The organism is Pseudoalteromonas sp. '520P1 No. 423' (assembly GCF_001269985.1).
In the GTDB taxonomy this organism is placed as follows: Bacteria; Pseudomonadota; Gammaproteobacteria; order Enterobacterales; family Alteromonadaceae; genus Pseudoalteromonas.
Genome location: NZ_BBZB01000002.1, coordinates 658,780 through 685,256, shown reverse-complemented (window position 1 = coordinate 685,256; position 26,477 = coordinate 658,780). Strand labels below are relative to the sequence as shown.

The following is a 26,477-nucleotide window of genomic DNA, read 5'->3' as shown; positions in this document are numbered from 1 at the left end:
AAAGAAATGCTGTTCTTTACTTAACACAATACAAAAACTAATAAGTGACTGTTAATCCGCTAGCACCAAGGCCAAATAAACTTCGGCCTGAGCAATACTTTCACATAGTAAATTAATGTGGTGTATTGTGAGTTATATCTAACGATTATCTCAAGTTATGCTTCATATAAATAGCTTTAGCTGAGTTAATTAGGTTAAGTGGGCATATTTAAAGCAGTTTACACATTTGCGTTAAATATATGAGACATAATGAATCAAAATAATACAAATTTTAACCATTAAGGTATAATCCGCAACTTAAGATGTCTCTCACTTCTTATTGCATCGCATTTTGCAAAGCAGAATGCTGATTTTGATGTATTTATAGGGTTTTTCCTATGGCCCTGAATTTGCACTATTACAATTTTAGCCGGAGTATTATTATGAATAACTGGAAAAAAGAAGTATCTCATTTAGATCAAGTATTAACTGAACAACTAGAAGTTAGCGAAGAAGAAAACTTTGAGCAAATGCTAAGTATGCATAAACAGGTGAGAACACAGTTAAATCTGGTTAAAGCAGCATCACCTGTATCTGATGCACATAGATTAAACGAATGTGAATAAATTTATGCCCCTCCATGCCTATATTTAACTCCATAAATATAGGCATAGCCAAGTTGCTTCAAAATGAAGGTGCTTGGATATATAATGCTTTGGTAATTAATGACAATTTTGTTATTAAGCAACAAAGCATTATTATTCTGGGAGCTGTATGTCACATCAGCAATTTACAAAATTCAAATCTCATCTAAGTAATTTCTTACTCCCAGAAGAAATCATAGATGCCTACACCCAACGATATGCTTTTGGCACTGACGCCAGCTTTTATCGACTTATACCTAAACTGGTCTTAAAACTTAAAAACAAAAACCAAGTAAAACAAGTTTTAAGTTTGGCTAACCAATATAAAGTACCGGTTACTTTTAGAGCCGCAGGTACTAGCTTATCAGGACAAGCCATTACAGATTCTGTATTAATTACTTTATCGCGCGATTGGCAAAATTACGACATTACCCACTTAGGTGAAAAAATCACCTTACAGCCTGGGATCATTGGCGCTAAAGCGAACCAATTATTACACCCTTTTAATAAAAAATTAGGGCCTGATCCGGCATCAATAGATAGTTGTAAAATTGGCGGTATCGCAGCAAATAATTCATCTGGCATGTGCTGTGGCGTAAAACAAAACAGTTACCATACCTTAGCAGATATGACGATTATTTTTGCCGATGGGACAGAGCTTGATACATCAGACCAACACAGTTGTAATCACTTTTTAAATAACCAGCCGCAGTTAATAAATCAAATTTCGCAGTTATTGTTAAGCGTACAAAATAATCCTGAAATAGCAGAGCTAATTAAACAAAAATATCGTTATAAAAACACCTGTGGCTACGGTATTAATTCATTGCTAGATTTTCAACACCCTATCGATGTCATTAAACATTTAATGATAGGCAGTGAAGGTACTTTAGGTTTTATCGCCGATATTACTTATCATACGGTTGATGATCACCAACATAAAATAACCGGCTTTTATATTTTTGATGATTTAAATTTAGCCTGCAATTTAGTACCAGAGCTTGCTAATTTAAATGTGACGGCACTTGAGTTACTTGATTTTAGAGCACTCAATAGTGTTGCAAATAAACCGTTAATGCAGCAATGTTTAAATCAAAATCCAGACACCCAAAATACACAACTAACCGAAAATTCAGCCGCTTTACTGATTGAGGTACATGCTAAAAATGCTGATGAATTAGCAATCATTCACCAACAATGCCAAAATTTAATTGCAAAGTTACAGGCTAATATACAAGCCAAAGTTGCATTTACTAAAGATCAGCAAATAAGTAGCGAACTTTGGCAAATACGCAAAGCAACCTTTCCTGCAGTAGGTGCTGTTAGGCAAAAAGGCACTACAGTTATAATTGAAGATGTGACCTTTCCTATCGAAAAGCTCGCTTTAGGTGTAAAAGCATTACAAAGTTTATTTAAAAAATATCAATATAATGAAGCCATTATTTTTGGTCATGCATTAGATGGCAATTTACATTTTGTTTTCACTCAATCATTCAACGAGCAAAGCCAAACCGATAGATACAGTGCATTTATGCAAGAAGTCTCACAACTTGTTGCTATTGAGTTTAAAGGTGCATTAAAAGCGGAACATGGCACAGGGCGAAATATGGCGCCATTTGTTGAATTAGAATGGGGCACTGATGCTTATAAGTTAATGCAACAGGTAAAACAGGCTTTTGATCCCAATGGCATATTAAACCCTGATGTTTTAATAAGTGATAATAAAAACATACATTTAGAAAACCTAAAAACACTGCCACCTGCAGATGATATAATAGATAAATGTGTAGAGTGTGGTTTTTGTGAATCCGTTTGCCCATCAAATGAATATACACTCACGCCTAGACAAAGGATCAGCGTTTGGCGACGTATCGTTGAACTTGAAAATAAGCTAAATCACAGTGATGTTGATGTTGCTATAAAACAAAAACTAGATACCTTACAACAAGATTATCAAAAGCTAGCCATTGACTCATGCGCAACAACAGGGTTATGTGGTTTAAAATGCCCTGTTGGTATTAATACTGGCGAGTTTATAAAGTCGTTACACGCAAATAAATTAAACGATAGTAAAACCGCATTAAAACTTTCTCATTTTGCAGCAACCCATTTAGATAAAACACTTTCTACTGCAAAAATGGGTTTATCTTCAGTGGCAGCACTGAGCGCTGCGTTACCAACACCCATATTAGAGAAGTCTTTTATAGTTTTAAATACCATTAGTAACAACCGCATTCCTTTATATTATCCTGCTTGGCCTAAAGGCGAAAAAAAAATAAGCGCAACCAAGCACGCATTTACCACGCAGAAAAAAAAGGTAATTTATATTCCGAGCTGCGGTGGCAGAACTTTTGCGCCAGATAAAAGTGCAGCCGATCAACGTCCTTTATTTGAAGTCATATCTTCGATTTTAAACAAAGCCAATTTTGAAGTATTAATCCCCCCTGCTATTAATAACCTCTGCTGTGGTATGCCGTGGCAAAGTAAAGGTGATACCCATAGCGCAAATACAAAAGCTAATGAACTTATCACTTTAATAAAATCATTAAACCAAGATAATTCAATACCCGTCATCATGGATGCCAGCCCTTGTGCTTTGACACTGAATAACTCAGATAAAGGTGAGTTTAAAGTGTATGAAACAGCTGAATTTATCAATCAAAACGTATTAAATACTTTAACTATTACGCCACAAACACAACCAATCACTTTGCATGTGACCTGTAGCAGTAAACGCCAAAACATTGAACATAACCTGATAAATATAGCCAAAGCCTGTGCCAGTGAAGTGCTCATTCCTAGCGATATTGCATGTTGTGGTTTTGCAGGGGATAAAGGCTTTTTTGAACCCGCTCTTAACGAAAGTGCTTTAAAAACCCTAAAACCGCAAATTCATCATTTCAATAACAACCCCCATAACAAATCCCATAACAACAAAACTTGCATAACAGAGGGCTTTTCAAACAGCCGAACTTGCGAAATTGGTTTAACTAAAGCCAGTGACATCCCCTATCAATCAATTGTGTATTTGCTAGATAGGGTGAGTAAACCTATAGGCGACTAGAAATTAAGTGGTTGTTTTTATTGATTTTAAACTGTTATTGTAAATAACTGAATTTTATGAGTGCCTATTTATGAATTTTTTATTGTCTATTCTTTGATGATTTTTAATTCCCTGTGTTTAATTCCTTCCCATGATTGTTCTTTATAAGATATAAGAGGGTTATCCATGTCGCATCTAGAATATAAGTCAAGCCTTTTAGCCACTACTCACCCACAATGAAAATGAACTAACTATTTAAGCTTAGTTCATTAACCTTTAGATGGCTAAATTTTATGGGTGATGAGATGGACACTCCCGCACTTTTTAATAACAGCATAAATGATTAAATGCTCACCCTTTATTAACCATTCATCTAATTTAAACCTGCGGGGATTATCGGTAATTGCTCCTGAATTACTCTACTACTTACATCCTTGTAAGCAAATCTCCGCGTACAATACAACCTCTCTGTGGAGCATGAATTCAGATTAATATTACTATAATTTGTGCTTATTAAATTTCAAAATTAAAACTTGTAATTTATTGCTCTCACCCATATCTAAGTTGTTGAGGTGATTGTTTTAATACCAATTTTTACATTATATAAATCAAGATAGACAGATAAATTTCGTGTATAAACACGTAATAAATAAGTCATTTAGGAGTTACTATTTATGGAGAACACTAAGCTATTAACTTTAGGTGTTATCATTATTGTATTGCACATTTTGGTGAACGCCCACATTTCAAAAGAAATCCATGAATGGGTGCCTTCATTACAAAAGCGCTTAACTTTGTTTCTTGGTGTTTGGTTTATACCTTTTATTGGAATTGCTTGTGCATATAAAATTCTTGATTTGAATTGGTTCAAAAAGAAAGTAAAAAGTAAAAGCTCTGTTTCAGGTCAAAGTTCAATGAGTGGAGCCTTTTTGGAAGTAGATGCTATTTTTAATCCCGGAAAAAAATACGTGGTAGAAGCGCAAAAAAGAGAAGTCATCGAAAGGAAAGAAGATGGTGATATGTTTAAAAACAAACCTGATATAAGTGTATTAAAAACTTCAGACATATCAGGAAACTAAACCTAACAAACAAGACTTAAAAATGTTATTTACATATAACATTAATTATATTTTTAAAATCAAACATAATGATTTTAATTCTGAGGTTTCGCAAGTAAATATATAGCGAATGTTTAAGCTTTGCTCATTCAGTTATTGCACAATAGTTACACGGAAATATAGTATGGATAATAAACAATTAATAATGAGAAAATAGATAGCCCTATTATCTTTTGGAGTTCAATAGGTGTATGTATTGGCTGCCCTACAGCAGTAACAATGAAATTAGAAAGCTATATTAGTTTATGTTTTTTCTTAGTTACGTCTTAGTTATTTGTTAAGCGCGATAAAAATTCCCTCATAGAGAAAAGCAACAAAATTATAATTAGAGGGTCGGATTTTTCTCCAGTTTTTAGTGCTGAGCATTGAATTCAATATCACGTTCATCTTTCTGATACAGGCGATGATAGCCACTTTTTTAGGTTTGCCTGCCGTAACTAATTTTAGATAATGTGCTTTAAATACAGGATTTGATTGTATCACGGACACCATTACCATAAATAAAACAGTTCGGATCTGATGTCTTCCGCCTTAGATTTTTTACTTAATAACCCCCCCTTAATTGTCTAGAACCTCATTGTTAAAATAAAAAATGATTAAAAAGGTACTTGTTTTCAATTGTTTAAATTATTTATTACCAGTAAAGTGTTCTGATTATAAAAATAGATTTTCAACGAGTATTTCTTTAGGCTCGTTAGGTATTCAAATAGATAACATATGAATCAAAGTATATTTAGAGTTGGTAGTTACTTTACGGCAAGAATTACTAGGATTGAGCCATCGCTTGAGGCTGCATTCGTAGATTACGGAGCTGAGCGCCATGGTTTTTTGCCATTAAGTGATTTTAATGGTTATGATAAATCACTACATAAAGAAGGTTCGATTGTTATTGTTTGCATAAGCAAAGAAGAAAATGGACAAAAAGGTGCTCTAGTATTTTCCCCATTAGATGTTGATTGCGATGTTGTTGTTCATGACCTAATAGGTATCAATACCGAAAGTTCAAGACCAATCGCTCTGTTTGCACTTTGTTCCATCGCTATCGTTATTATTGCAATTGTAGTGTTCACAAGCACCTAACAAGAAACTATTTCGGTAATAGTCAATTTTAAATGGTGGTTTTATATTTACTTAGTTCATCGCAAGTTATGTTTGATAACTTTAGCGCAAAAGGCTGTAACTCAAACTTAGTGTCATTTATCAAGTAGAGTTAGCAATGAATTTCCCCCATCTATTAAATATAATGGGAGAAAATACTGTATTATAAAATCATCAAATGGACGTAAAACGCTTGAATTACGTTATTTTCGTTAATTAGAGTCATTTATATTGGCTTTTTATGGCAGGTTATCATGCAGCTTCTTGCTTTATCTCATTGGCAGAAGAATTGTTAGAAAGCAAACCCGATTTTATCAACCCTAAATATAATAAAATTGAATCTACTCTTGAGTTTATTGCAAACAATCAAAGTCTATATGATGCAGATGAAGATATTTACGGTATATTTAAATCAAAAATGAAAAATATTAGAACGCTTCGAAAACGTGCAATACAACAAATATAGATTGTAGTTCTATGAAATATTTTAGAAAAATGATTGAGCATTATATTCCAGTCCAAGATGATGAATGGGCTAATACTGATAGGTTCAAACATAAAACAACTTACCAAGATTGATAGTTTTTTATGATTTTCACTTGTCATGCTCATCAACACCATAGATACTGAAAGTTAATTGGTGGTCTTGAATAATAATTAAGGGTACCTAGCACTTAAACTAAAAACATATAGGCACACATGCAAATTAGATGCTGAGCTTATAGCATTCTTTATTTGTTTCTAAGAGGAAATTTTATGCTTAAAGGTATGATTACAATATTCGGGATTTTTCTGTTAACAACATCAGCTCAGGCTTCAGAGCCTCTATCAGTAGACCGGGCAGTTACTCACAGTTTAGAACTATCCTTTCCAAACGAAAGTAATATTAAGCCTGAGATCAGTGATTTTGATGTATTGAACTATATCCTTATGAGTAATGAGGACGGTGAACGTTGGGTGGTGGTTACTATTAGAAACAAAGCAACTGGCACTCGAACTTTAAATCAAAAGCACCTACTTGGCTTATTGGCAAATGGTGAGAGGGTTCACCCTCACGAGTTTAAGCAAGCATATTTAGGAAACGAAACAATATCTTTAACTCTCAATTTCGGGGAAAGTAAGTTTCCTGTCCTTGAAGTTTATTCAAGAGAAAAGATATAAAAAATCTGGATTGGAGTCGCTCAGCCGCCAACTGATAAAGTCATATATAGAACAACTAGGCCAGATTGGTGTTTGTTTATAATTTAAACTTATCATGCTTAATTACATAGATTTAAGTCTCAGTTAATTCATTAATTTGCGTATTAACAAGATCCGCTTCTAACGTATATACCATAGCTGAAATGTACATTTAATACACTAACTGGCCGCCTAACTCTAAATTGATATCTTTGTTCATATTTCCCTAAATAAGCAACTATTTCAGCCTTACTTGGATATATACCCAAGCTACTTCAAGATGCGAGTTTCAGGACTGCTGAGCAATTCGTGATCTAGGCGCATCTTTGTATTAATGGTTTTTCCCTTAAAAGAAGATGGAACAACGAGCATGATTTGCTCAGAAGTCCCCGCAGGGTTGGTTTAGAAGCGCTTTAGGTGAAAATAACTTTAAGCTATCCCAAGCATGCTGCCATGAACCATCAAAGTGATCGTTTGCATCTAAAATTAATGGATCAAAGCCTTTTCTTTTCAAATAATAAGCAGTTGAAAGACCCGCCTGCACTACCAATAATTAGTGCCATAACAGCGCCAAGCCCCATACATTTTGTAGCTAATGCAGCACTTAAATGGATCACAGCTTCAGCACGTATATAAAGCGGAATACCAATTACTGCAGCAATAGGAATAGGAATAGGGTTATTTTCGCTTGCAATATTTGCAACAAATTCAGTTGGCACAAATCCATAAATCATTGAGCCTATGGCAATACCACCATCAAGTAAGGCAAAACTTTCTTAAAGTCAGACCAAGTGCTGTTCCATATTTTACGCCATTTATTAATTGGATTTAATAATAGACTGGCAAATAAAAATACCATCATAGTGCCAAATCCTGCTTTAGCCCTCAATAATCCCTTCAAAAATGGGATCGTAGCGCAAGAACAAAATGGGGTGATTGCACCTAAAAACTCTGTAATTATGTAACCTTTACCATTTTACTTGGTGGAATATATTCCTGTAAAACGCCGACTAGGTAGCTGATCAACAAAAATAATAAAGTTAATTCTACCGCCAAAAAGGCAAACATATTCAAAGCTTCATAAACCATTTCATTTGTAACAGTCATTTTTATATCGGAATTTCTAAGTTAGTCGAATTAAAATATCTAGAATTAAGAAGTGTCCATATATTTCCATATAATTAGAAATAATAATTTTTGAGCAATGAATTTTTAATGAAAGACGTAACCATCAGTTCTGACTGTCGATTAAAATTAATTAATAAAAATCAGATCGATAAGCTTAATAGTAACGTATGGACAAATTGTAAAATAATAATTTTATACAGATACGAATAATTCATTATCACTTGATGAGTATAACCATAGGATTTTTGTTCAATCTTTCAACCTAACTGAAGCTAAATAATATGAAAATAAAAGTTCCCCAAATACAAACGTTAAATCACATTCTTCCAGAAGAGCCTTTGCTAATGATGGGCGCAGGTCCAGTGCCAATTCCACAAGCCGTCGCCAACGCCAATGGTATTGTGATTAACCATTTGGGTGAAACTATGGGAAAAATTGTTCATCAAATAAAAGATATGGCAGGCTATATCTTTCAAACCAGTTCACCGTGGATTGTGGGTGTTGCGGGTCCTGGTTCTGCTGCAATGGAAATGGCTATTACTAATTTAGTATGGAAAAATACTAAGGTATTGAGTATTTGTAACGGTTTTTTCTCTAATCGTTTGGCTCAAATGGCACAAAGAGCTGGAGCTGTAGTTGAACACACCTCAATTGTTGAAGGACAAAGTGCCGATCCCATCAAAATCCGAAAACTAATTGAAGAATTTAACCCTGAAGTGATCACTATCGTACAAGGTGAAACATCTAATACGACTTATAATCACGAACTTGTTGAAATCGGTAAACTAGCAAAAGAGTTTAATTGCTATTTAATCGTTGATGCCGTGTGTACTTTAAGCACTATGCCTTTGCAAATGGATGACTGGCACATAGATGCGGTGATCACTGGCGGTCAAAAAGGTTTAAGTTCAATTCCCGGTGTGTCACTTGTCGCATTCTCTGATAGAGCATGGCAACGCATTAGTAATCGTGTTACGCAAATTCCTCAATGGACTTTAGATGCAATGTTAGCATCAAATTTTTGGCATCAAGACTCATATCATTACACTGCACCTGTTTCAGGTTTATTAGCATTGCACGAGGCAATGAGGCTTATTTGCAATGAAACATTAGAAAAAAGGTTTCAAAGACACTTAACGTGCTCAACAGCACTGCAAAGTGCAATCGAAAGTTTAGGTTTAGAACTGTATATAGAAGGTAAAAGTAGACTCAATTCTGTGGTTGGCATTAGATTACCTGAGCAGTTAGAATCAAAAGCTGTGTGTGAACATATTTCTAAAAACTATCGTGTTGAAATTGCTGGTTCTTTTGGCCCTCCCATTGTAAGAATTGGCCAAATGGGCGAACAATGTAGAGTACATAATTTATTTAGAACGATACATGCTTTTGGCTCTACATTTAAAGATTTAGGTGCAAAAGTTGATGTACCTGCAGGTATGGCCCAGTTAGAAAATATGTTACAAAAACACAAATGTATTTAGATTAAAATCTGAGATTGGGTAAAGAGACCTATTACAGGTCTTTTTTTCTGAATATTACCATAACAGATTTATAGAAATTAAATATGATGTTGAAGCTATATAACTATTAAAAAACATTTTAATTATGCATTTGAGTTATATCATTGTTAATTAAACTGAATCTTAAAATCACATTTGCTATAGAGAGTTTGATATATACAACACTTTAGTTATTTACTAAAATGAGCAAGCAAATAATCAATGGCTAACCGTGCTTTCATCGGTAAAAATCGTCTATCTTGATAAACTATCCAGCTTTGTGCATCTTTACGCCAATATTGATTTAAAACGGGGGTTAATTTTCCGGCCTTTATTGATGACAAAAAATTATGCTGAGGCAAATAAGCAATACCTAAACCTTGTTCACAAGCATTAACCACAACTTGAGCATTATTACTTTTCCACCTGCCTGTTACTTTAATATTTTCTTTATAATCTAAATTTTCAAATTGCCATTGATCGTTATTTGAAATAATACAATTGTGATTTTTTAAATCTTGTGGGTGTTGTGGTGTGCCATGTTCAGTTAAATAAGCATCGCTGGCAATGGCCATCATAGGATGTGTTAATAGTTTTCTTGCAACTAAACCTGAATCCTCTAATTTGCCATATCTAATTGCAAAGTCGATACCATCTTCTACAAAATTAACTTTTCGACTATTAAAATCTATTTCTACCGATAGCCTAGGGTGCTGTGATGCAAATTCCATTAACACTGGCGCGACTTGTTGCTCTGCAAATGTGCCTGCAGCACTCACACGCAGTGTACCCACTAACTCAAGTTGTTGTGTATTAACTTGTTCATTTGCTTGCTGTAGCCCAGTAACTAAGTCTCTACATTGATGGTAATAATTTAAACCTGTGGGCGTTAAGCTTACTAATCGTGTAGTGCGCGCAAATAATGCACAACCTAATCTTTTTTCTAATTTAGCAATTTGTCGACTAACATGACTTGTACTACAGCCCAGTTGCTTTGCCGCTGCAGAAAAACCTAGGCGTTCAGCAACGCATACAAATTCTACAATACCTTCGAAATTATCCATAAACCCATCAATTATTGCTATATGAAAATAGTAATTTGCCATTTCACCATATTGTTGTCAATGAGGTTTAGGTCTATTATCAATGCAAGACAAAATGCCAATGCGGCGTCATTATTAAAGGACATCAAAATGCAAAAGATCTTAATCCCTGTTACAAATCATGCAGTGTTAGGTACTACAGACCAGGCTAATGGTACTTATTCACCCGAATTAACACACGCTTTAGATGTTTTTTTAGCAGCAGGTTTAGATTACGAAATCGCTTCGATTAATGGTGGTAAAGCACCGTTATATGGTACTGATATTGAAAATGATTCAATTAACGATAGCATTTTAAACAATGAAAAATTTCAGTCTCGAATCAATAATACAATTGCTGTTTCTCAAATAAATATTGAAGATTATGCAGCAGTTTATTATCCAGGAGGCTTTGGTTTATTATCTGATTTGGCAGAAAATGAAGACTTTGCAAAATTAAGTGCACAACATTATGAAGCTGGCGGTATTATTTCTGCGGTTTGTCATGGCCCTGCTGGTTTATTACCAATTACGTTAAGTAATGGCGAAAAGTTACTGGCAAATAAATCTGTTACTGGTTTTACCCGTGAAGAAGAAATCGATTTTGGCACAATTAATGACATTCCGTTTTTATTAGAAGAATCACTTACGCGCACTGCTGCACGTTTTAGCAAAGTACAACCTTGGGGTGTATTTGTGATTGAAGATGACCGGGTGATCACAGGTCAAAATCCATCAAGTGCCCATGCAGTTGGTGAAGCTGTGGTAAAACTTTTAACTAAGTAGCCTAATCTAGAAGTCTGCGCATTTGTTAGCAGTGTGTAAGACGATAAAACAGCATGTTGATTTTTAAATTAACATGCTGTTTTTAAATAAATTTTTAGCCCTATTTATATTACTTGCTCAAGAATACGGCGTGTTGCATTTTCTTCACTAAGCGCATTGGTATTAATAGAAATTGTATTTTCATTTGGAATTGCAACAAACTGATTTTCCACCAATAAGGTATGTAACAAGTCTGGGCATTGCACTTTTTTAGTGCCATTTCGTGATGGGTTTTCTACTCTTTGTGCTAATACTTCAGCTGAGACATCTAAATAAATAGGCAGCATAGACCCGCCATAATCCGATATTATAGATTCCCACTTTTTCACAACATTTAAATCAGAATTTAAATCAAAACAGAATGTTATGATCAAGCCAGCCATCTTATTTTGACAAGCTTTTTCAATTGCTTGCGACCTTAGCGAATCAATAAAATCAAAAAAGTCATCTTGTCCAAATTCAGGATACACCTCTAATGCGAGATCAACACTAAGGTGATTATGTAACACATTATACCCTAAGGCAGATTTTAAGCGTTTTGCTAAAGTAAGCTTTCCTGCACCGGGTGGGCCATGTAATACAATTAATTTCATAATTTATCCTAACGCTATAAAATCTGTTTTTGGTTATGTTAATTTAGTTAAATTCACTTTTTCATCGATTTATATATAAAAAATACGCTACTACTCATTTACTGTTGGCTTGATTTGAGGGTTTTATTAACCTTTTTTAAAGCCATTTTACGCTTTAAAGGCGAGAGGTAGTCAATAAATAGTTTACCTTTTAAATGATCAATTTCATGTTGTAACACTATTGCCAAAAAGTCATCTGTTTCTATAGTGACTTCTTTGCCTTCGCGGTCTATACCTTGCACTTTAACCTGAGTAAACCGTTCAACATCTGCATAATATCCTGGCACTGATAAACAGCCTTCTTGGCCTTTTTCAGTATTTTTACCACTGATCACTTCTGGGTTGATTAATATTAAAGGCTCATTTCGCGCTTGTGAAATATCAATGATAATAATTGCTTCACTGCGACCAACTTGTGTTGCCGCAAGTCCTATACCATCGGGTGTGTCGTACATAGTGTCTAACATGTCGTCTATTAAACCTTGTACTGCATCGATATTACTTATTTTTGTTGCTTGCACTGTTAATTTTTCATTTGGTGCTTTTAAAACTTCTAAAACGGCCATTTTACCTCAGTTGTTAAATCTTAATTGCCTCGCATTTTTTTACGATACGCATATAGGCAGCTAAATCATGCTATATGGCTCAAAGAGTACATTTTTATTTATTTAGAAACAATTACATAGAGTACTTAATATCGATTTTTTGCTAAAACTAGCCTGATTTATTAAAACACATCTATCTGGTATCTTTTTTTATCCAAAAGTAAGGGTGTTGATAAGCAATTATCAACACCCTTACTATCTTACCAATCACTTAAATTAATGTAATGTAACTTGTACATCTATCCAAGCGTTTACGGTACCTAAGGTACCACCTGTTTCAACTGGGTAAATGCTAAAGCCATTCCAGGGATCAATAAATGTTTTATTAATTTGTAATGGCGTGTCATTAAAGTCTTCTAACGCCCAATTAGAACTTCGCGAATTAGGTGTAGAGTCGAGCAATAATGAATTATGGTTGTACCAAGGCCAGTATTTTCATCCATATAGTTTTGTAAATTGGTTAAAATACCATTTTTTAATAACGGCGTACGTAATTGATGATCGGGAGACGTATTTACTTCACTTTTTTGCATCGTACGATATTCAACCCAATAAGTTTTCTCGCCATCACCTGATTTTATTTTCAGACCTATTGGACCTAGTGCATTGTGCCCGGCAGCTGTGCCATGATTAAACGTATAAATTCGGTATTTACCAGATGTTGTGATCGTTGGTACATCAGATTCATTTCTTCTAATGAATCTGCTCCCATGCCCATTAAGCCGAACACATTGCCATTAAAATTATCAACTGAATCTAAAGAAAGCGATTAACGCTTTCTTCACTCATTGTTAATTTTAAAAACTATTAAATATACGGGTTACCGAGCCACATATTTCAGCACGTCTTGACCCAGTTACTTGAGGATCATTACCAGATAATCGATTTATGCACCTGTGGGCTAACCAAGCAAATGCCATTGCCTCCATAAAATCACCACTTATACCCATATCATCAGTCACTTTAACTTGCCAATTGGGTAATGCCATTTGTAAATATTGCATAATGGTTTTATTTTTAGCACCACCTCCGCATACTAAAAGGCTACCGAAAGGTAAGTGATTAATCCCTTCAATTATGGGGTCACAGGTTAAAACCACAAGTGTAGCCATAATATCTGCATCTGATATTTTATGATTGTACTCTGTTAATTTTTGTTCTAACCAGTCTAAATTAAACAGCTCACGTCCAGTACTTTTTGGTGCAGCTAAATCAAAGTAAGGTTCACATTTAAGCAACGCTAGTAATTGATAATTACATTGACCTTTAGAGGCTAAATCGCCATTTTCATCAAACCTTTTACCTGTCACTTTTGCTACCCAACTATCAAGTAAAACATTGCCAGGGCCGGTATCAAATCCCACTAAAGGAGCAGGATTAACGATTGAAATATTAGCTATTCCGCCTATATTCAAAAAGACTAAAGATTCATCGCAAACTTCTGTCATTTGAGATACTAAACCTTGATGAAATAAAGGCACTAAGGGTGCACCTTGACCACCTAAAGCGATATCCATAGATCTGAAATCAGTCACTGTTGTAATATTAGTATTTGCAGTTATTTTAGCGGAATCAACCAATTGCATTGAAAAAGCACTATTTCCTGTAGGTTGATGAAAAACAGTTTGCCCATGACAGCCTATCGCAATTATTTGGTTTGGATCTATATTTTTATTTCTTAAAAATAGATTAACGGCTTTAGCATAAGCCAAACTTAACTCAACTGTGATCTCACCTAAGTTTTGCAGTGATGTATTTTGTGTTTTACATAAAGTAAGTACTTTTTCACGTAAATTGTTATCAAAAGAAAATTCTGCCCCTGCAACAAACGTCGTTTTATTATCTTTAGAAATTGAAACCAAAGCGACATCTATGCCATCAAGGCTGGTTCCTGACATGATGCCTAAATAATATTTGTTTGTAGAAGGTTCTGTTGTATTGGTCATTTTCATATAAAATAGCAATCTCAAAGCAAGCGATGAATATAAATCTACTTTAGATTTTAGCCAGTTTATGGTTTTAAAAACAGGACTTTAAATGTCAGTTGTCACTGAAAGTAAAATAAAACAACAAAAAGTACCATTAAGAGTACAAATAGCGCAAAAACTCATGATAGATTTACGCTTTTTTAATGAACAAGCGGTTGCAAAAAGCAATGATCGTGAACCTTTAACACAATTACCAGATCCTATTAAAAGTTTAATTAAAAAAACGCACTTAGGTGGCGTAATTTTATTTTCAGAAAACCTCGTAAGTACAGAGCAAATAATCAAACTGAACCATGATTTACAGCAAGCAGCTGCATCGTCTGAATATCAATTTCCTTTACTGATTTCAGTAGACCAAGAAGGCGGTCGCGTATTTAGAACTAATAGACAAGATACCACAGCATTCACTGGCAATATGTCAATTGGTGCAACTTATAGCCAACATGGCTGCAAATATGCAGATAAAACTGCTGAAGTGATAGGAAATGACTTAAGTCACTTAGGGTTTAATGTTAATCACGCACCCACAATAGATGTCAATGCAAACCCAAATAATCCGGTGATAAATGTTCGCTCGTTCGGCGAAGATCCCCAATTAGTTGCTGAACTTGGATTATCGCAAGTCAATGGATTTCAAAAAAATATCATAAGTACCATAAAGCATTATCCTGGACATGGCGATACCGATGTTGATAGTCATACAGGTTTACCTGTTGTCAAACATGACCTTAAAACGATATATAAAATGGATATCGCACCTTTTAAATATATTATCGAAAATTCAAATCCCGCGATGATAATGACCGCACATATACAATATCCAGAATTAGATAATAGTGAATGTATCGCAAAATCTGGTGCTAAAATGCTAAAACCCGCCACGATGTCACGCATTATGATCACAGATATATTGCGCAACGAATTAAACTATCAAGGCATTGTTATTACTGATGCGTTAGACATGGCTGGCATATCTGACTTTTTCACTGAACATGATGCAGTGATAAACACGTTTAAAGCAGGCGTTGATATTGCCTTAATGCCAATAAAAATAAGAAATACAAAAGATTTGGCTAAATTAGATGAACTGATTGATGCCATAGTCGACGCAGTAGAAAAGCAAAAACTCAATAAACAAGAAATTGAAACTTCTTTTAATCGTATTCAAAAGCTTAAAACAGATCACGAATTAAATAGTGCATTTAATGTAGATATTCATGACTTAATAAATAAAGCAAAATCGGCTCTTGCTACACAAGAAAGTCGACAACTAGAGCAACAACTGGCAGACGATGCGGTTACCTTAGTGTGTGGTGATAGCAATGTACTGCCTATTACTGCTAATCAAAAAATTCATTTGATCATGCCTGATAAAACAAAATCTATTGCAATTGAACAGATGTTAAAATCTCATTTAGGCAATACAGCACTGATCACTTATACCAATATGAGAGATTTTGAATTACTTCAAGCGCAAAACCAGATCAAAAATGCAGATATTGTGATCGGGAGCCATATTTCCCCTAAACAAAGCGCAGTTGAAATGGGTGGAATGGATGATTTAATAGCTAACTCAAAAATCAGTGACAATGTGGCAAGTCCACAAAAAATCTTTGAATTATTAAAACTTGCCAAGCAACTTAATAAACTAACAGTTTTTGTCAGTTTAAGAACGCCATACGAGATCTCTGAATTTAAAAATGTAGCGGATATTTGTTTAGCAACATACGCCTACAATACATATGTAGATATCAATTCAAACTTAATTAAAAGCCCAGCGTTAAATGCTTTATGTAGAGTCTTAACAGGTAAAATATCTGCAAAAGGCACTTTGCCCGTCACAGTTAATATATAGTAGAGACAAAAAAAGCCCGAATACATCGGGCTTAAAAATCAGGGGGAATAACGAAAAATAAATAATTTAAAATTAGTGCTGTGCTAAGTCCTCTTTGCCGATTTGAATTTGGCGAGGTTTAAGCGCTTCGGGTATTTCTTTTTCTAAATCGATTAATAACAGACCATTTTCAATATTAGCCGCCAACACTTTAACGTGATCGCCTAATTGAAATGACTTTTCAAAATTTTGCACAGTAAGCCCTTGATGAACAAATTTAGACTCTACTTTTTCAGTGGTTTCTTTTGTGCCTTTAACTGTTAATGTCTTGTTTTTAGATTCAATATTCAGTTCTGCATCTTTAAAACCTGCAACAGCGAATGTAATACGATATTTACTATCTTCAAATGATTCGATGTTATAAGGAATTGAACTAGTTTGTTTTTCATTACGTGTCGCAGTGTCAATTAAAGAAGTTAATTGATCAAAGCCGATAAATGAGCGGTTTAATGGAGCAAAGTTTACTGTACGCATAAGATTATCCTCATTGAGCGATATTGATAATTCGACATTGAATTACCTTAAAAATGTAGCCCTTCATAATGAACGAGCAATTAGTTTACGTTTGTTTATATATAGGACCCTTTCGGCATCCAGATGTCTGAAACTACACACTATTATGCAGTTTCATTAATATTTAAATTTTGTAGTTTTAAAGACGATTAGCTTTCTAGTAATTTACCACTACCAATTTTAATCTGGCGCGGTTTCATTGCTTCTGGAATTTCTCTTTCTAAATCGATATGAAGCAGACCATTTTCCATATCTGCACCAATGACTTTTACATGGTCGCCTAGTTGAAATTTACGTTCAAAATTACGCTCTGCAATACCTTGATGAATAAAGTTACGTTCAACTTTTGCTTTGTTGGCTTTAGTGCCTGTTACTTTTAACGTATTGTTTTCTGATTCGATTGCTAATTCTGATTCGGTAAAACCTGCTACAGCCATTGTGATTCTGTATTTATTTTCTGCTAGTAATTCAATATTATATGGAGGAAAGCCTGATTGCTTTTCGTTTCTATTAGCTGCATCGATAAGTGAAGCTAAATGATCAAAGCCGATGAATGAACGGTGAAGTGGTGAAAAATCTACTGTACGCATAATATTATCCTCATTGAGCGATATTGATAATTCGACATTGAATTATCTTTAAAATTTAGCTCTTCATAATGAACGAGCTGTTTGGTGTAATAAATTATCTATATAACTTATGTACACTTTTAAATAGTTGGTTGGAACTATGTTTTACTTTGGGACCCTATCGGCGTCCTCTGTTTAAAGATATATGTATGAAAAAATCACTTTCAAGGGTAAAAAGTAAAAAAATAAATTTTTCTTAAAAAATCAGCTTTATTAACGTAAAATGATTCCACTTATTAATTTAAAACGCTAAGTAGAAAGAACAAAACTGTATGAAGACACCTAAACGGATCCAGCCTTTAGTTGATGAAGGCTTAGTAGACGAAGTTATCAGTCAGCTTATGAGTGGTAAAGAAGCAACGGTATATGCTGTACGCTGTGGTGACGAAGTACGTTGTGCCAAAGTATATAAAGAAGCAACAAAACGTAGTTTTAAAAAAGCAGCACAATATAATGAAGGTCGTAAAGTAAGAAGTAGTCGTCGTGCGCGTGCCATGGAAAAAGGCTCTAAATTTGGCCGTAAGCAACAAGAAGAAATTTGGCAAAATGCTGAAGTTGATGCTTTATATAAAATAGCTGATGCTGGTGTACGTGTTCCAGAGCCATTCGGTTGCTATGACGGTGTGCTTTTAATGGAGTTGATTACCGACGAAGAAGGTGATGTTGCACCACGTTTGAATGATGTAGAAATGCCAGCTGACCAAGCAATTGAAGATCATCAAATCGTAATGACATATGTAATGCGTATGTTATGTGTCGGTCTAGTTCATGGTGATTTATCCGAATTTAACGTACTGGTAGATGAATATGGTCCTGTGATCATAGATTTACCGCAAGCTGTAGATGCCGCAGCAAATAACAACGCCAAAGCCATGCTTAAGCGTGATGTACAAAACATGACAAATTATTATAGCCAATTTGCGCCTGAACTGGATAAAACTGATTATGCTGAAGAAATGTGGGCGATATTTGAAGCCGGCGATTTACATGCCGATTATGAGTTAACAGGTCAATTTGAGCATAGCACCAAAGCAGCGAATGTTGGTTCCGTATTAGATGAAATTAAAGCCGCATTTGAAGAAATGCAAGATAGAGAAGAAGCGATTGCAGCTAGTTTAGAAGACTAGTCTATTAATTTTGATATTTTTTTAAAATCTCTTTAAAAGTCTGCTTTTTTGTAATACAACAAAAGCAGCTTCCAGTTTATTTAATTATGTTTTATTTACAGTTTTTCGACTCAAAGCAAAATAAACAGGGTTTGAATGGATCACAAAAGCTTCAAATGCTAACGTTGCCAATACTATTACTTCTTGCCTATGAGGACCAATAAAGTGATAAATTTATTGCGTTTTTCAAGATGTGTAACCCCTAACATCATATCGATTTTTCATTGCTTTAATTAATCGATTGCTCAACCCCACGCCATATCAACAAAACGATATTTACAATCTGCTTGCTCTAACAATGCCTTGGCAAAATCAACATCCATACCATGCCACTGCATTTTATCACTTACTTTTTTAGGTGAGTAATGCTCATAACGAACTGTTAATTCACATGAAAAAGCTTGTGCTGTTATTAAGTATACGATTAAAGCTAACAATACAGTTTTAATTGAATTAAAGTATATCCAAATAGGTATTTGATAATATTAGTTCAAATTTTCAAACTTAACCGAATCTATTAATAATAAAAGTAATTTGACTTGAATATATTTAGCTGTTTAACGGTCTATTTAAATAACCAACATTTCAAACTGAAATTTATAAGGAAGTCGCTTGAAAAGTATTTTAATACAAGTTGTTGCTGCTATTATTATTTTTAATCTTGTGAGTATGTTTAAGGAATCATCTTTATTAGATGTATCTGGAGATTTACCAGCCCCCTATTTTTCGTTACCTATACTTGAAAATAAAGAGAAAAAACAAGAACCTAAGCTATCAAATAGCACTTCATTAAACGAAACTTATAACAAAAATAACAGATTAGATTTAAGCCAATTAAAAAATCAAAAAACCGTTGTTTATTTTTTTGCGCCTTGGTGCAGTATTTGTAAAATAAGCATGCCTAACTTACAAAACAAAGTCTCAGATGGCTCGGTCAATGCCATCGCCATAGCACTTGATTTTGATAACTCAGAACAAGTAAAGGAATTTACAAATAATTTAGGGATCACATTTACCGTATTATTGGGAAATCATCAAATACGACAAAATTACCAAATAGAAGCATACCCAACTTACTATGTAATAGATGAAAACCTAAAGTTATCAGCCCGCTCTATGGGATATTCGACCGAACTTGGCCTAACACTACGCGGCAGCTAATAAAAAAATAAAAAGGGGTCGGAGTTAATTAAATTATTTAAAGCTAAATTTTTTAGTTTAAAATGTGATTTTGATGACAATTACATCATGTTAGATGCTTTTCCCTTCTATTTATGAGAGTTGAATAATTTATTTAATAGATTTAACTCAAAAGTTTGATTAATTAACTCCGACCCCTTTATTTGTTTTATACTCTACTTTTATTCTTTATAGTTTGTTTTCATGCAATTAAAGCGGTATTGGCTTAGTAAATTTTTCATTAAAAATCATGCTTCATTAGAAATTGGCACTCAAGGTGTTTTGCTAGATAATACACTCATAAATTGGCCCGACTTTGAGACGTTTCCATATATTGAATCTCATTTCTTTTTTTCGAGTCTTAATTGGCAAGCTAATGACATTCAATATCATTATAACTGGCTTTCAAAAAATACAGCAAGCAATGCAATAACCAATATATTAGATCAATGGGGTAAAATAAATAAAGCCGCATTAATTCATTTAGCTAATGCGATTAAAGCAAAAATGAGTCAAGGTTATTTACGCAAAAATACATTTACTAATATCCAAAATAAGGCCATTAAACAGCTGAAGTTATGGCCTAAAGATATTGCATTATTCTCTTTTGATGAATCGATTCATAAATCATTAAAGTTTTTACAATTAGTTGTAAGCTGGAGTGAACAGCATTTAGCTGCTTTTCAAAAAAACTATATAGATAGACAAAAAGCAGTTTATTTAGATTACTTTCAATCAATTGAATCAAATCCTTTAACTGATAGACAACAAACTTCTTGTATTACTGATGAACAAAACAACTTAATTTTAGCCGGTGCAGGTACTGGTAAAACAAGTACTATGATAGGCCGTGTTGGTTATTTATTGAAAAGTGTTCAAGCGAAAGAATCTGACTTTTTATTACTTGCGTTTGGTAAACAAGCTGCTGACGAAATGAAAGTTCGTATTAAAGAAAAACTAAACCTTTCATCAATTAGAGTAAATACATTTCATAGTTTAGGTTTAAATATTATTACATCGGTCGAATCTAAATCACCAAATATTAGTGAACTTGCATCCAATGAAACTAATAAACAAAACTGGACCCAAGCTCAATTTAAACTATTACTGGCTCAAAGTGATTTCAAGTTAAAGGTTCAAAGTTATTCTCAAGCATATCTAAACTCGAATAAAGATTTAGATGGCAATATTGAAGAAATTTCTAAAAATTTAAGTCAATTGATCGGCTTATATAAATTAGCGCTATTTGATAAACAACAATTCCAGCATCGATTGTCAAAAAATAAAGATCAAAGCCAAATAAAATCTGAGCTTGAATTATTATCACCTATATATCAACTTTATCAAAAACACCTTTTAGACTGTAACGAAATAGACTTTGAAGATATGATCATCAAGGCAATTCAATACGTCGAATCAAACCGGTTTAAATCAAACTGGAAACATATATTAGTAGATGAATTTCAAGATATTTCAGAACCTAGAGCCAGGCTAATTAAAGCATTAAAAACGCAAGTATCAGGTTCTTCCCTATTTTGTGTAGGCGATGACTGGCAAGCAATTTATAGATTTACAGGAGCAGATATTAGTTTAACAACGCAATTTGCAAGTTACTTTGGGGCAACCCAAATCACAGCTTTAGATAAAACCTTTCGATTTAATAATAGTATTAGTGATTTTTCCAGTAAATTTGTAATGCAAAACCCGCGTCAATTACATAAAGAAATTCTCACACATACCCAAGTTAACGAGCCAAGAGTTACATTACATCAAGGTGACAGTGAAGATAAATTAAGTCATGTATTAGCAGACATTAATGATAGTAAGTCATCTAAGCAGTCTGTTTATATTCTATCGCGATATAAGTTTAATTTACCTAATAGACATAATTTAAATCAGTTAAACGTTAAATTTAAAAACTTAGATATAAAAACAGATACTTTTCATGCCAGTAAGGGTAAAGAGTCTGATCATGTGATTATATTAGGCCTCAATAAAGGTAAATATGGTTTCCCATCACAAAAGCCAATTCCCCCATTATTAGATTGTTTACTGCCTAAAGCGGAAGAATTTCAGCATGCTGAAGAGCGACGACTATTTTATGTCGCTATTACTAGAACAAAACACACAGTACATCTATTAAGTGACATAAAAAAGCCGAGTCAATTTATCACTGAATTATTAGAAAAAGATTATATGATTAATTACAATTAAGTATCTGAAACTTCATTAAAAGAAGCCGTATAAAATGGAATTTATTTACTTAAAAGACAAGCCTGAGTTTATACCACAAATAGCACACTGGTATTTTAAGCAATGGGCTTATTTAATGGAGACACCGAGTGTTGAAATCATTAAAGACAAACTTCTAACACAACTGAATTGCTCAAAGATACCATTGGTATTACTCTTAATTAAAAATGAAAAATTACTAGGTACTTGCCAATTAAAGTATCATGAAATGGACATTTATCCAGAGAAGGAGTACTGGCTAGGTGGTGTCTATATATGTCATAGGCAAAGAGGTAAAGGGTTAGCAAAAAAGCTTGTCATAAAGGCTAAAGATATTGCAAAATCACTCGGTGTAAAAACTTTGTACTTGCAAACAGAAAACCTTTCAGGCGGTATATATTCGCAACTTGGTTGGCAACCTATTGAACAAATAACCAATAAAGGTGAAAAGGTTTTAGTAATGCAATGCAATCTATCAACCTCACCTGATAATGTATAAAAGAATCGGTCTCAAGTCATTGATGGGTTGTGATAACTCGACATCAGAGATAAAAAATCAGGGAGTCAAAAAACATTAAAAAAACAAAGTAAAGATGTGTTAAAAATCAAAATGTTAGAACCGAGTGATTGGCTGCAGTATAAGGCTGGTGAAAATGTTACCCTTAAAACCACATTGGAGTATAGCCTTATATCTAGCGAATTTGGCACTATGTCGTTAATTATCCAGGGGCCAAACTTTAAATCAATTGCTCAAAAAGACATGGAAGTGAGTAACCAAGAATCTTCTATGACAATAGAAGTCGACATAACTGTGCCTAAAGATAAAACAATGTCTGTATTTGGCGCCTTAACCCTCCAAGGTCAGGATAACTCTATTTCAGCCGATAGTCGAAATATTGAGTTATATAACTATAACCGAGGTCGCTCGCCTTATTCTGCGTTCAGATCCGCTTCGCGGACAAATGCTTCTAGTTCATTTTTATTCATAGTCTGCCTATCCTTAAACTCTCAATAAGAGTAGTAGTAATAGGCAGTCTCACAATGAAGTTAAACCTTTATTATTTAACACTTTGAACCATAGCTAAAGCCATAGCTTCAGCTACTTTAATGCCATCAATACCTGCAGATAAAATTCCTCCAGCATAACCTGCACCTTCACCTGCCGGATATAAACCTTTCGTATTTAAACTTTCAAATGACTCTCTATCACGTGTAATTTGAATTGGAGAAGATGTACGCGTTTCAACAGCTGTTAATGTTGCATCCTTCATTGAGAAGCCTTTTATTTTACGTTCAAACGCTGGGATCGCTTCGCGTATTGCTTCAATTGCGTAATCAGGCAAAGTTTCACTTAAATCACAATAGGTTACGCCAGGTTTATAAGATGGAATGACCTCACCATGTTCACCACTTGCACGACCCGCTAAAAAGTCACCTACAAGTTGGATTGGTGCATCATAACTACTTCCACCAATTTTAAAGGCGTTTTCTTCTAGTTTACGTTGAAATTCTATACCAGCTAAAACATCTTCTTTCCCATCTACTAATGGGTAATCACTTGGGTCTATACCAACAACAATTGCACTATTTGCATTTCGTTCATGACGTGAATACTGACTCATTCCATTGGTCACTAAACGTCCCTCTTCAGATGCTGCAGCAACAACTGTACCACCTGGACACATACAAAAACTGTAAACAGAGCGACCATTCTTACAATGATGAACAAGTTTATAATCAGCAGCACCTAAAATTTCATGTCCAGCGTGTATACCAAATCTTGCATCATCAATAACAGATTGTTCATGCTCAATTCTGAATCCAACTGAAAAAGGTTTTGCTTTAATATAAACACCTTTATCGTGGATCATTTTAAAAGTATCACGGGCACTATGGCCTATAGCTAAAGCAACAAAGTTAGTATCAATTTTTTCACCACTGGCTAATGTTAAACCAGTCACTTGTTGATCATCACCTGACTCTTCCATATGGATATCATCAACACGCTCGCCAAAACGAATTTCTCCGCCTAACGCAATAATATTAGCGCGCATTTTTTCAACCATAGTTACTAGCTTAAAAGTACCTATATGTGGTTTACTTACATATAATATTTCGCTTGGAGCTCCCGCATCTACAAATTCATTTAATACTTTACGGCTGTAATGCTTAGGATCTTTTACTTGAGAATATAATTTACCATCAGAGAAAGTACCCGCACCACCTTCGCCAAATTGCACGTTTGATTCAGTATTTAATATCTTTTTACGCCAAAACCCAAAGGTATCCTTAGTACGTTGTCTTACTTCTTGACCACGTTCTAAAATAATAGGTTTAAAACCCATTTGGGCCAAAATCAATCCAGTAAATAAACCACATGGTCCCATACCAATTACAACTGGGCGCTGACTAAAGTTATCTGGAAGTTCTGCCACAAATTTGTAAGTCATATCAGGACTGAGTTTAACATTGTGATCTTTTTCAAACGTCTCTAATAAAGCATCATTAACCGATGTTTCAACATCAAGTGTATAAATTAGCGTGATAACATTTTTTTTGCGTGCATCATAACCACGTTTAAAAACCGTAAAATCAATTAATTGATCATCAGTAATATTTAATTTTTTAAGTACGGCTTGTTTTAATTCACCTTCTTGGTGATTCAAATCTAATTTTATGTCGGTTAAACGCAGCATTGAGGATCTCATTGAAAAAATTGCAGCAGTATTTTACCTTATTGCGCTAGATATTGCCTACAATAATACACAAGAGATTGAATTAATATTTTAGCTAGGTATCATGCCCCTCTATTTTGCATATACCTATTAGGAAATAACACCCTATGGCCTTTGTAGTAACCGATAATTGCATTAAATGTAAATACACTGATTGTGTAGCAGTTTGTCCTGCTGATGCTTTTTTTGAAGGTCCAAACTTTTTAGTGATCAATCCAGACGAATGTATCGATTGTGATTTATGTCCAGTTGAGTGCCCAGCAGGTGCTATTTATCAAGAAGATGAAGTACCGGAAGATCAAAAAGACTTTATAAAATTAAATGCTGAATTAGCTGAAATTTGGCCAAGGATCACCAAAGTTATCGCCCCACCTGAAGATGCTAAAGTATGGGACGGTGTAGAAAATAAAATAGAGTTCTTAATTGTTGAAAATGAAGAATAGGCTAAATAACCGTAGAAATAAAATCTTCTAACGTATTTAAGCCTAGTTGAGCTTTTACTTCGTCATCACAACACTTTCCAACTAAAGCTTGGCCAATGGGTGATTTAGGTGTGATTACAGTAATATTTTGTTGTTCAAGCTGGGTAACAAATCCACCAGCAAAAGCAGCAATGAAGAACCAATGTAATTTAGTGACATCTTGCTCAAGTTGGACTAAATGGCCTATAGTAATTGCCGTATCGGCTTCAATTTCTTCAACAATATGCTTTTGTGTTTTTAACACATGGAAAGCTTTAATCGCCGTTTCAAACTCATCAACACGTTTAGATTGACCTTGTGCTAAATACCCCGCTTCAATGGCAATGGTATCGTATTGGGTTTCAGCAACCGACTCATCATTAACAGCTGCATCACGTGCATTTGTTGCGGCTTCAATTGCATCTTTTAATTCTTGTTCTAAATGAGTAATGATCTTACTAATTAACTGCAGCTTATCCATTGTTCTCTCGATTCAAATAATACGCCATCATTATCCCCCAAAAAGGGGGCGGAGTGAATTAAATGAATAATTTTTTAATTCACTCCGACCCCTTTTTTAATGTTAATGGGTAAAATGGTAAACCTTATAAATTACACCATACTTTCAACTGTATTTTATTCAAACAAAGGACAACTAAAATGATGATTGCAAGTTGGTCAATCGACGCAAAGTTTGGTCACAAACCAGATGTAGTTAACTGATTATCTCAATGGTTTAATGAAATAGGTTCACAAATTGGCTGGGTTAAAGGGAAATATTCAGAGTTGTAGAATGAAAACCAATAAAGGGGTCGGAGTCAATTAACGATATTTTAAATTAATTAACT

25 protein-coding genes and 3 pseudogenes are annotated in these 26,477 nt (G+C 34.2%); 15 read left to right on the top strand and 13 right to left on the bottom strand.

The window, feature by feature from the left end:
• The first annotated feature begins 422 nt into the window (after nucleotides 1-422).
• From PSA_RS21700 to PSA_RS21690, 3 genes are all read left to right on the top strand, one after another.
• Complete coding sequence (locus PSA_RS21700) at nucleotides 423-605, top strand: hypothetical protein (protein WP_042143294.1); 183 nt, start codon at nucleotides 423-425, stop codon at nucleotides 603-605.
• A 148-nt stretch (nucleotides 606-753) separates the two neighbouring features.
• Entirely contained in the window at nucleotides 754-3,687 is a 2,934-nt protein-coding gene (locus tag PSA_RS21695; RefSeq protein WP_042143296.1) for an FAD-binding and (Fe-S)-binding domain-containing protein, read from the top strand.
• 653 nt (nucleotides 3,688-4,340) lie between these two features.
• A complete protein-coding gene (locus PSA_RS21690; protein WP_042143298.1) occupies nucleotides 4,341-4,745 on the top strand; it encodes a hypothetical protein in 405 nt (134 codons plus the stop codon).
• Nucleotides 4,746-5,054: 309 nt separating this feature from the next.
• Here PSA_RS21690 and PSA_RS21685 read toward each other — a convergent pair.
• Nucleotides 5,055-5,315: pseudogene (locus PSA_RS21685) on the bottom strand (hypothetical protein); the annotation flags it as partial.
• A 219-nt stretch (nucleotides 5,316-5,534) separates the two neighbouring features.
• On the opposite strand from PSA_RS21685, the pseudogene PSA_RS26625 reads away from it, so the two are divergent.
• The 3 genes and pseudogenes from PSA_RS26625 to PSA_RS21670 form a co-directional block, all read left to right on the top strand.
• Nucleotides 5,535-5,714, top strand: a pseudogene (locus tag PSA_RS26625) (hypothetical protein); the annotation flags it as partial.
• Between the two features lie 409 nt (nucleotides 5,715-6,123).
• Complete coding sequence (locus tag PSA_RS21675) at nucleotides 6,124-6,348, top strand: hypothetical protein (protein WP_042143302.1); 225 nt, start codon at nucleotides 6,124-6,126, stop codon at nucleotides 6,346-6,348.
• Nucleotides 6,349-6,638: 290 nt separating this feature from the next.
• Complete coding sequence (locus PSA_RS21670; protein ID WP_042143304.1) at nucleotides 6,639-7,043, top strand: hypothetical protein; 405 nt, start codon at nucleotides 6,639-6,641, stop codon at nucleotides 7,041-7,043.
• A 397-nt stretch (nucleotides 7,044-7,440) separates the two neighbouring features.
• On the opposite strand, the gene PSA_RS27375 is transcribed toward PSA_RS21670, so the two are convergent.
• Nucleotides 7,441-7,605, bottom strand: coding sequence for an NAD(P)-binding protein (locus tag PSA_RS27375; RefSeq protein WP_371257876.1), 165 nt, complete (start codon nucleotides 7,603-7,605; stop codon nucleotides 7,441-7,443).
• Nucleotides 7,568-8,168: pseudogene (locus tag PSA_RS24890) on the bottom strand (permease); the annotation flags it as partial. The gene PSA_RS27375 and the pseudogene PSA_RS24890, both read right to left, overlap by 38 nt.
• A gap of 302 nt (nucleotides 8,169-8,470) precedes the next feature.
• Here PSA_RS24890 and PSA_RS21660 point away from each other — a divergent pair.
• Nucleotides 8,471-9,670, top strand: a complete 1,200-nt coding sequence (locus PSA_RS21660) for an alanine--glyoxylate aminotransferase family protein (RefSeq protein ID WP_042143328.1) — start codon at nucleotides 8,471-8,473, stop codon at nucleotides 9,668-9,670.
• A gap of 209 nt (nucleotides 9,671-9,879) precedes the next feature.
• Here PSA_RS21660 and PSA_RS21655 read toward each other — a convergent pair whose 3' ends face one another.
• Nucleotides 9,880-10,752, bottom strand: coding sequence for a LysR family transcriptional regulator (locus PSA_RS21655; RefSeq protein ID WP_042143553.1), 873 nt, complete (start codon nucleotides 10,750-10,752; stop codon nucleotides 9,880-9,882).
• Nucleotides 10,753-10,881: 129 nt separating this feature from the next.
• Here PSA_RS21655 and PSA_RS21650 point away from each other — a divergent pair, with 129 nt between their 5' ends.
• The gene (locus PSA_RS21650; protein ID WP_042143330.1) at nucleotides 10,882-11,556 is read left to right on the top strand and encodes a type 1 glutamine amidotransferase domain-containing protein; all 675 of its coding nucleotides are present in this window, start codon (nucleotides 10,882-10,884) and stop codon (nucleotides 11,554-11,556) included.
• 104 nt (nucleotides 11,557-11,660) lie between these two features.
• On the opposite strand, the gene PSA_RS21645 is transcribed toward PSA_RS21650, so the two are convergent.
• The 4 genes from PSA_RS21645 to PSA_RS21630 form a co-directional block, all read right to left on the bottom strand.
• On the bottom strand, nucleotides 11,661-12,188 hold the full coding sequence (locus PSA_RS21645; RefSeq protein WP_042143332.1) for an AAA family ATPase: 528 nt from the start codon (nucleotides 12,186-12,188) through the stop codon (nucleotides 11,661-11,663).
• Nucleotides 12,189-12,286: 98 nt separating this feature from the next.
• Nucleotides 12,287-12,793, bottom strand: coding sequence for a peptide deformylase (gene def, locus PSA_RS21640; RefSeq protein ID WP_042143335.1), 507 nt, complete (start codon nucleotides 12,791-12,793; stop codon nucleotides 12,287-12,289).
• A 255-nt stretch (nucleotides 12,794-13,048) separates the two neighbouring features.
• Nucleotides 13,049-13,234: a hypothetical protein gene (locus PSA_RS21635; protein WP_042143337.1), complete on the bottom strand. Its 186-nt coding sequence runs from the start codon at nucleotides 13,232-13,234 to the stop codon at nucleotides 13,049-13,051.
• 395 nt (nucleotides 13,235-13,629) lie between these two features.
• A complete protein-coding gene (locus tag PSA_RS21630) occupies nucleotides 13,630-14,784 on the bottom strand; it encodes an anhydro-N-acetylmuramic acid kinase (RefSeq protein ID WP_231665482.1) in 1,155 nt (384 codons plus the stop codon).
• Nucleotides 14,785-14,869: 85 nt separating this feature from the next.
• Here PSA_RS21630 and PSA_RS21625 point away from each other — a divergent pair, with 85 nt between their 5' ends.
• Nucleotides 14,870-16,675, top strand: a complete 1,806-nt coding sequence (locus PSA_RS21625; RefSeq protein ID WP_231665480.1) for a glycoside hydrolase family 3 protein — start codon at nucleotides 14,870-14,872, stop codon at nucleotides 16,673-16,675.
• Nucleotides 16,676-16,747: 72 nt separating this feature from the next.
• Here the strand turns inward: PSA_RS21625 and PSA_RS21620 are convergent, their stop codons facing one another.
• On the bottom strand, nucleotides 16,748-17,188 hold the full coding sequence (locus PSA_RS21620) for an Hsp20 family protein (protein WP_042143339.1): 441 nt from the start codon (nucleotides 17,186-17,188) through the stop codon (nucleotides 16,748-16,750).
• 188 nt (nucleotides 17,189-17,376) lie between these two features.
• Complete coding sequence (locus PSA_RS21615; protein ID WP_042143341.1) at nucleotides 17,377-17,817, bottom strand: Hsp20 family protein; 441 nt, start codon at nucleotides 17,815-17,817, stop codon at nucleotides 17,377-17,379.
• Between the two features lie 311 nt (nucleotides 17,818-18,128).
• On the opposite strand from PSA_RS21615, the gene PSA_RS21610 reads away from it, so the two are divergent.
• The gene (locus PSA_RS21610; protein ID WP_042143343.1) at nucleotides 18,129-18,983 is read left to right on the top strand and encodes a PA4780 family RIO1-like protein kinase; all 855 of its coding nucleotides are present in this window, start codon (nucleotides 18,129-18,131) and stop codon (nucleotides 18,981-18,983) included.
• Between the two features lie 284 nt (nucleotides 18,984-19,267).
• Here PSA_RS21610 and PSA_RS21605 read toward each other — a convergent pair whose 3' ends face one another.
• Entirely contained in the window at nucleotides 19,268-19,459 is a 192-nt protein-coding gene (locus tag PSA_RS21605; protein ID WP_052379844.1) for a hypothetical protein, read from the bottom strand.
• A gap of 175 nt (nucleotides 19,460-19,634) precedes the next feature.
• Here PSA_RS21605 and PSA_RS21600 point away from each other — a divergent pair, with 175 nt between their 5' ends.
• The 4 genes from PSA_RS21600 (at nucleotide 19,635) to PSA_RS21585 (ending at nucleotide 23,448) form a co-directional block, all read left to right on the top strand.
• Nucleotides 19,635-20,183: a TlpA disulfide reductase family protein gene (locus PSA_RS21600; RefSeq protein WP_052379845.1), complete on the top strand. Its 549-nt coding sequence runs from the start codon at nucleotides 19,635-19,637 to the stop codon at nucleotides 20,181-20,183.
• A 222-nt stretch (nucleotides 20,184-20,405) separates the two neighbouring features.
• On the top strand, nucleotides 20,406-22,415 hold the full coding sequence (locus tag PSA_RS21595; protein WP_052379846.1) for a UvrD-helicase domain-containing protein: 2,010 nt from the start codon (nucleotides 20,406-20,408) through the stop codon (nucleotides 22,413-22,415).
• Nucleotides 22,416-22,449: 34 nt separating this feature from the next.
• The gene (locus PSA_RS21590) at nucleotides 22,450-22,932 is read left to right on the top strand and encodes a GNAT family N-acetyltransferase (RefSeq protein ID WP_042143345.1); all 483 of its coding nucleotides are present in this window, start codon (nucleotides 22,450-22,452) and stop codon (nucleotides 22,930-22,932) included.
• 96 nt (nucleotides 22,933-23,028) lie between these two features.
• Nucleotides 23,029-23,448 (top strand): hypothetical protein, encoded by a 420-nt coding sequence (locus PSA_RS21585; protein ID WP_042143347.1) that lies wholly within the window; start codon nucleotides 23,029-23,031, stop codon nucleotides 23,446-23,448.
• Between the two features lie 43 nt (nucleotides 23,449-23,491).
• Here the strand turns inward: PSA_RS21585 and PSA_RS21580 are convergent, their stop codons facing one another.
• Nucleotides 23,492-25,129, bottom strand: a complete 1,638-nt coding sequence (locus tag PSA_RS21580; RefSeq protein ID WP_042143349.1) for an NAD(P)/FAD-dependent oxidoreductase — start codon at nucleotides 25,127-25,129, stop codon at nucleotides 23,492-23,494.
• A gap of 146 nt (nucleotides 25,130-25,275) precedes the next feature.
• On the opposite strand from PSA_RS21580, the gene fdxA reads away from it, so the two are divergent.
• Nucleotides 25,276-25,611 (top strand): ferredoxin FdxA, encoded by a 336-nt coding sequence (gene fdxA / locus PSA_RS21575; RefSeq protein WP_042143351.1) that lies wholly within the window; start codon nucleotides 25,276-25,278, stop codon nucleotides 25,609-25,611.
• A 1-nt stretch (nucleotide 25,612) separates the two neighbouring features.
• Here the strand turns inward: fdxA and PSA_RS21570 are convergent, their stop codons facing one another.
• A complete protein-coding gene (locus PSA_RS21570) occupies nucleotides 25,613-26,110 on the bottom strand; it encodes a membrane protein (protein ID WP_042143353.1) in 498 nt (165 codons plus the stop codon).
• Between the last annotated feature and the right edge of the window lie 367 nt (nucleotides 26,111-26,477).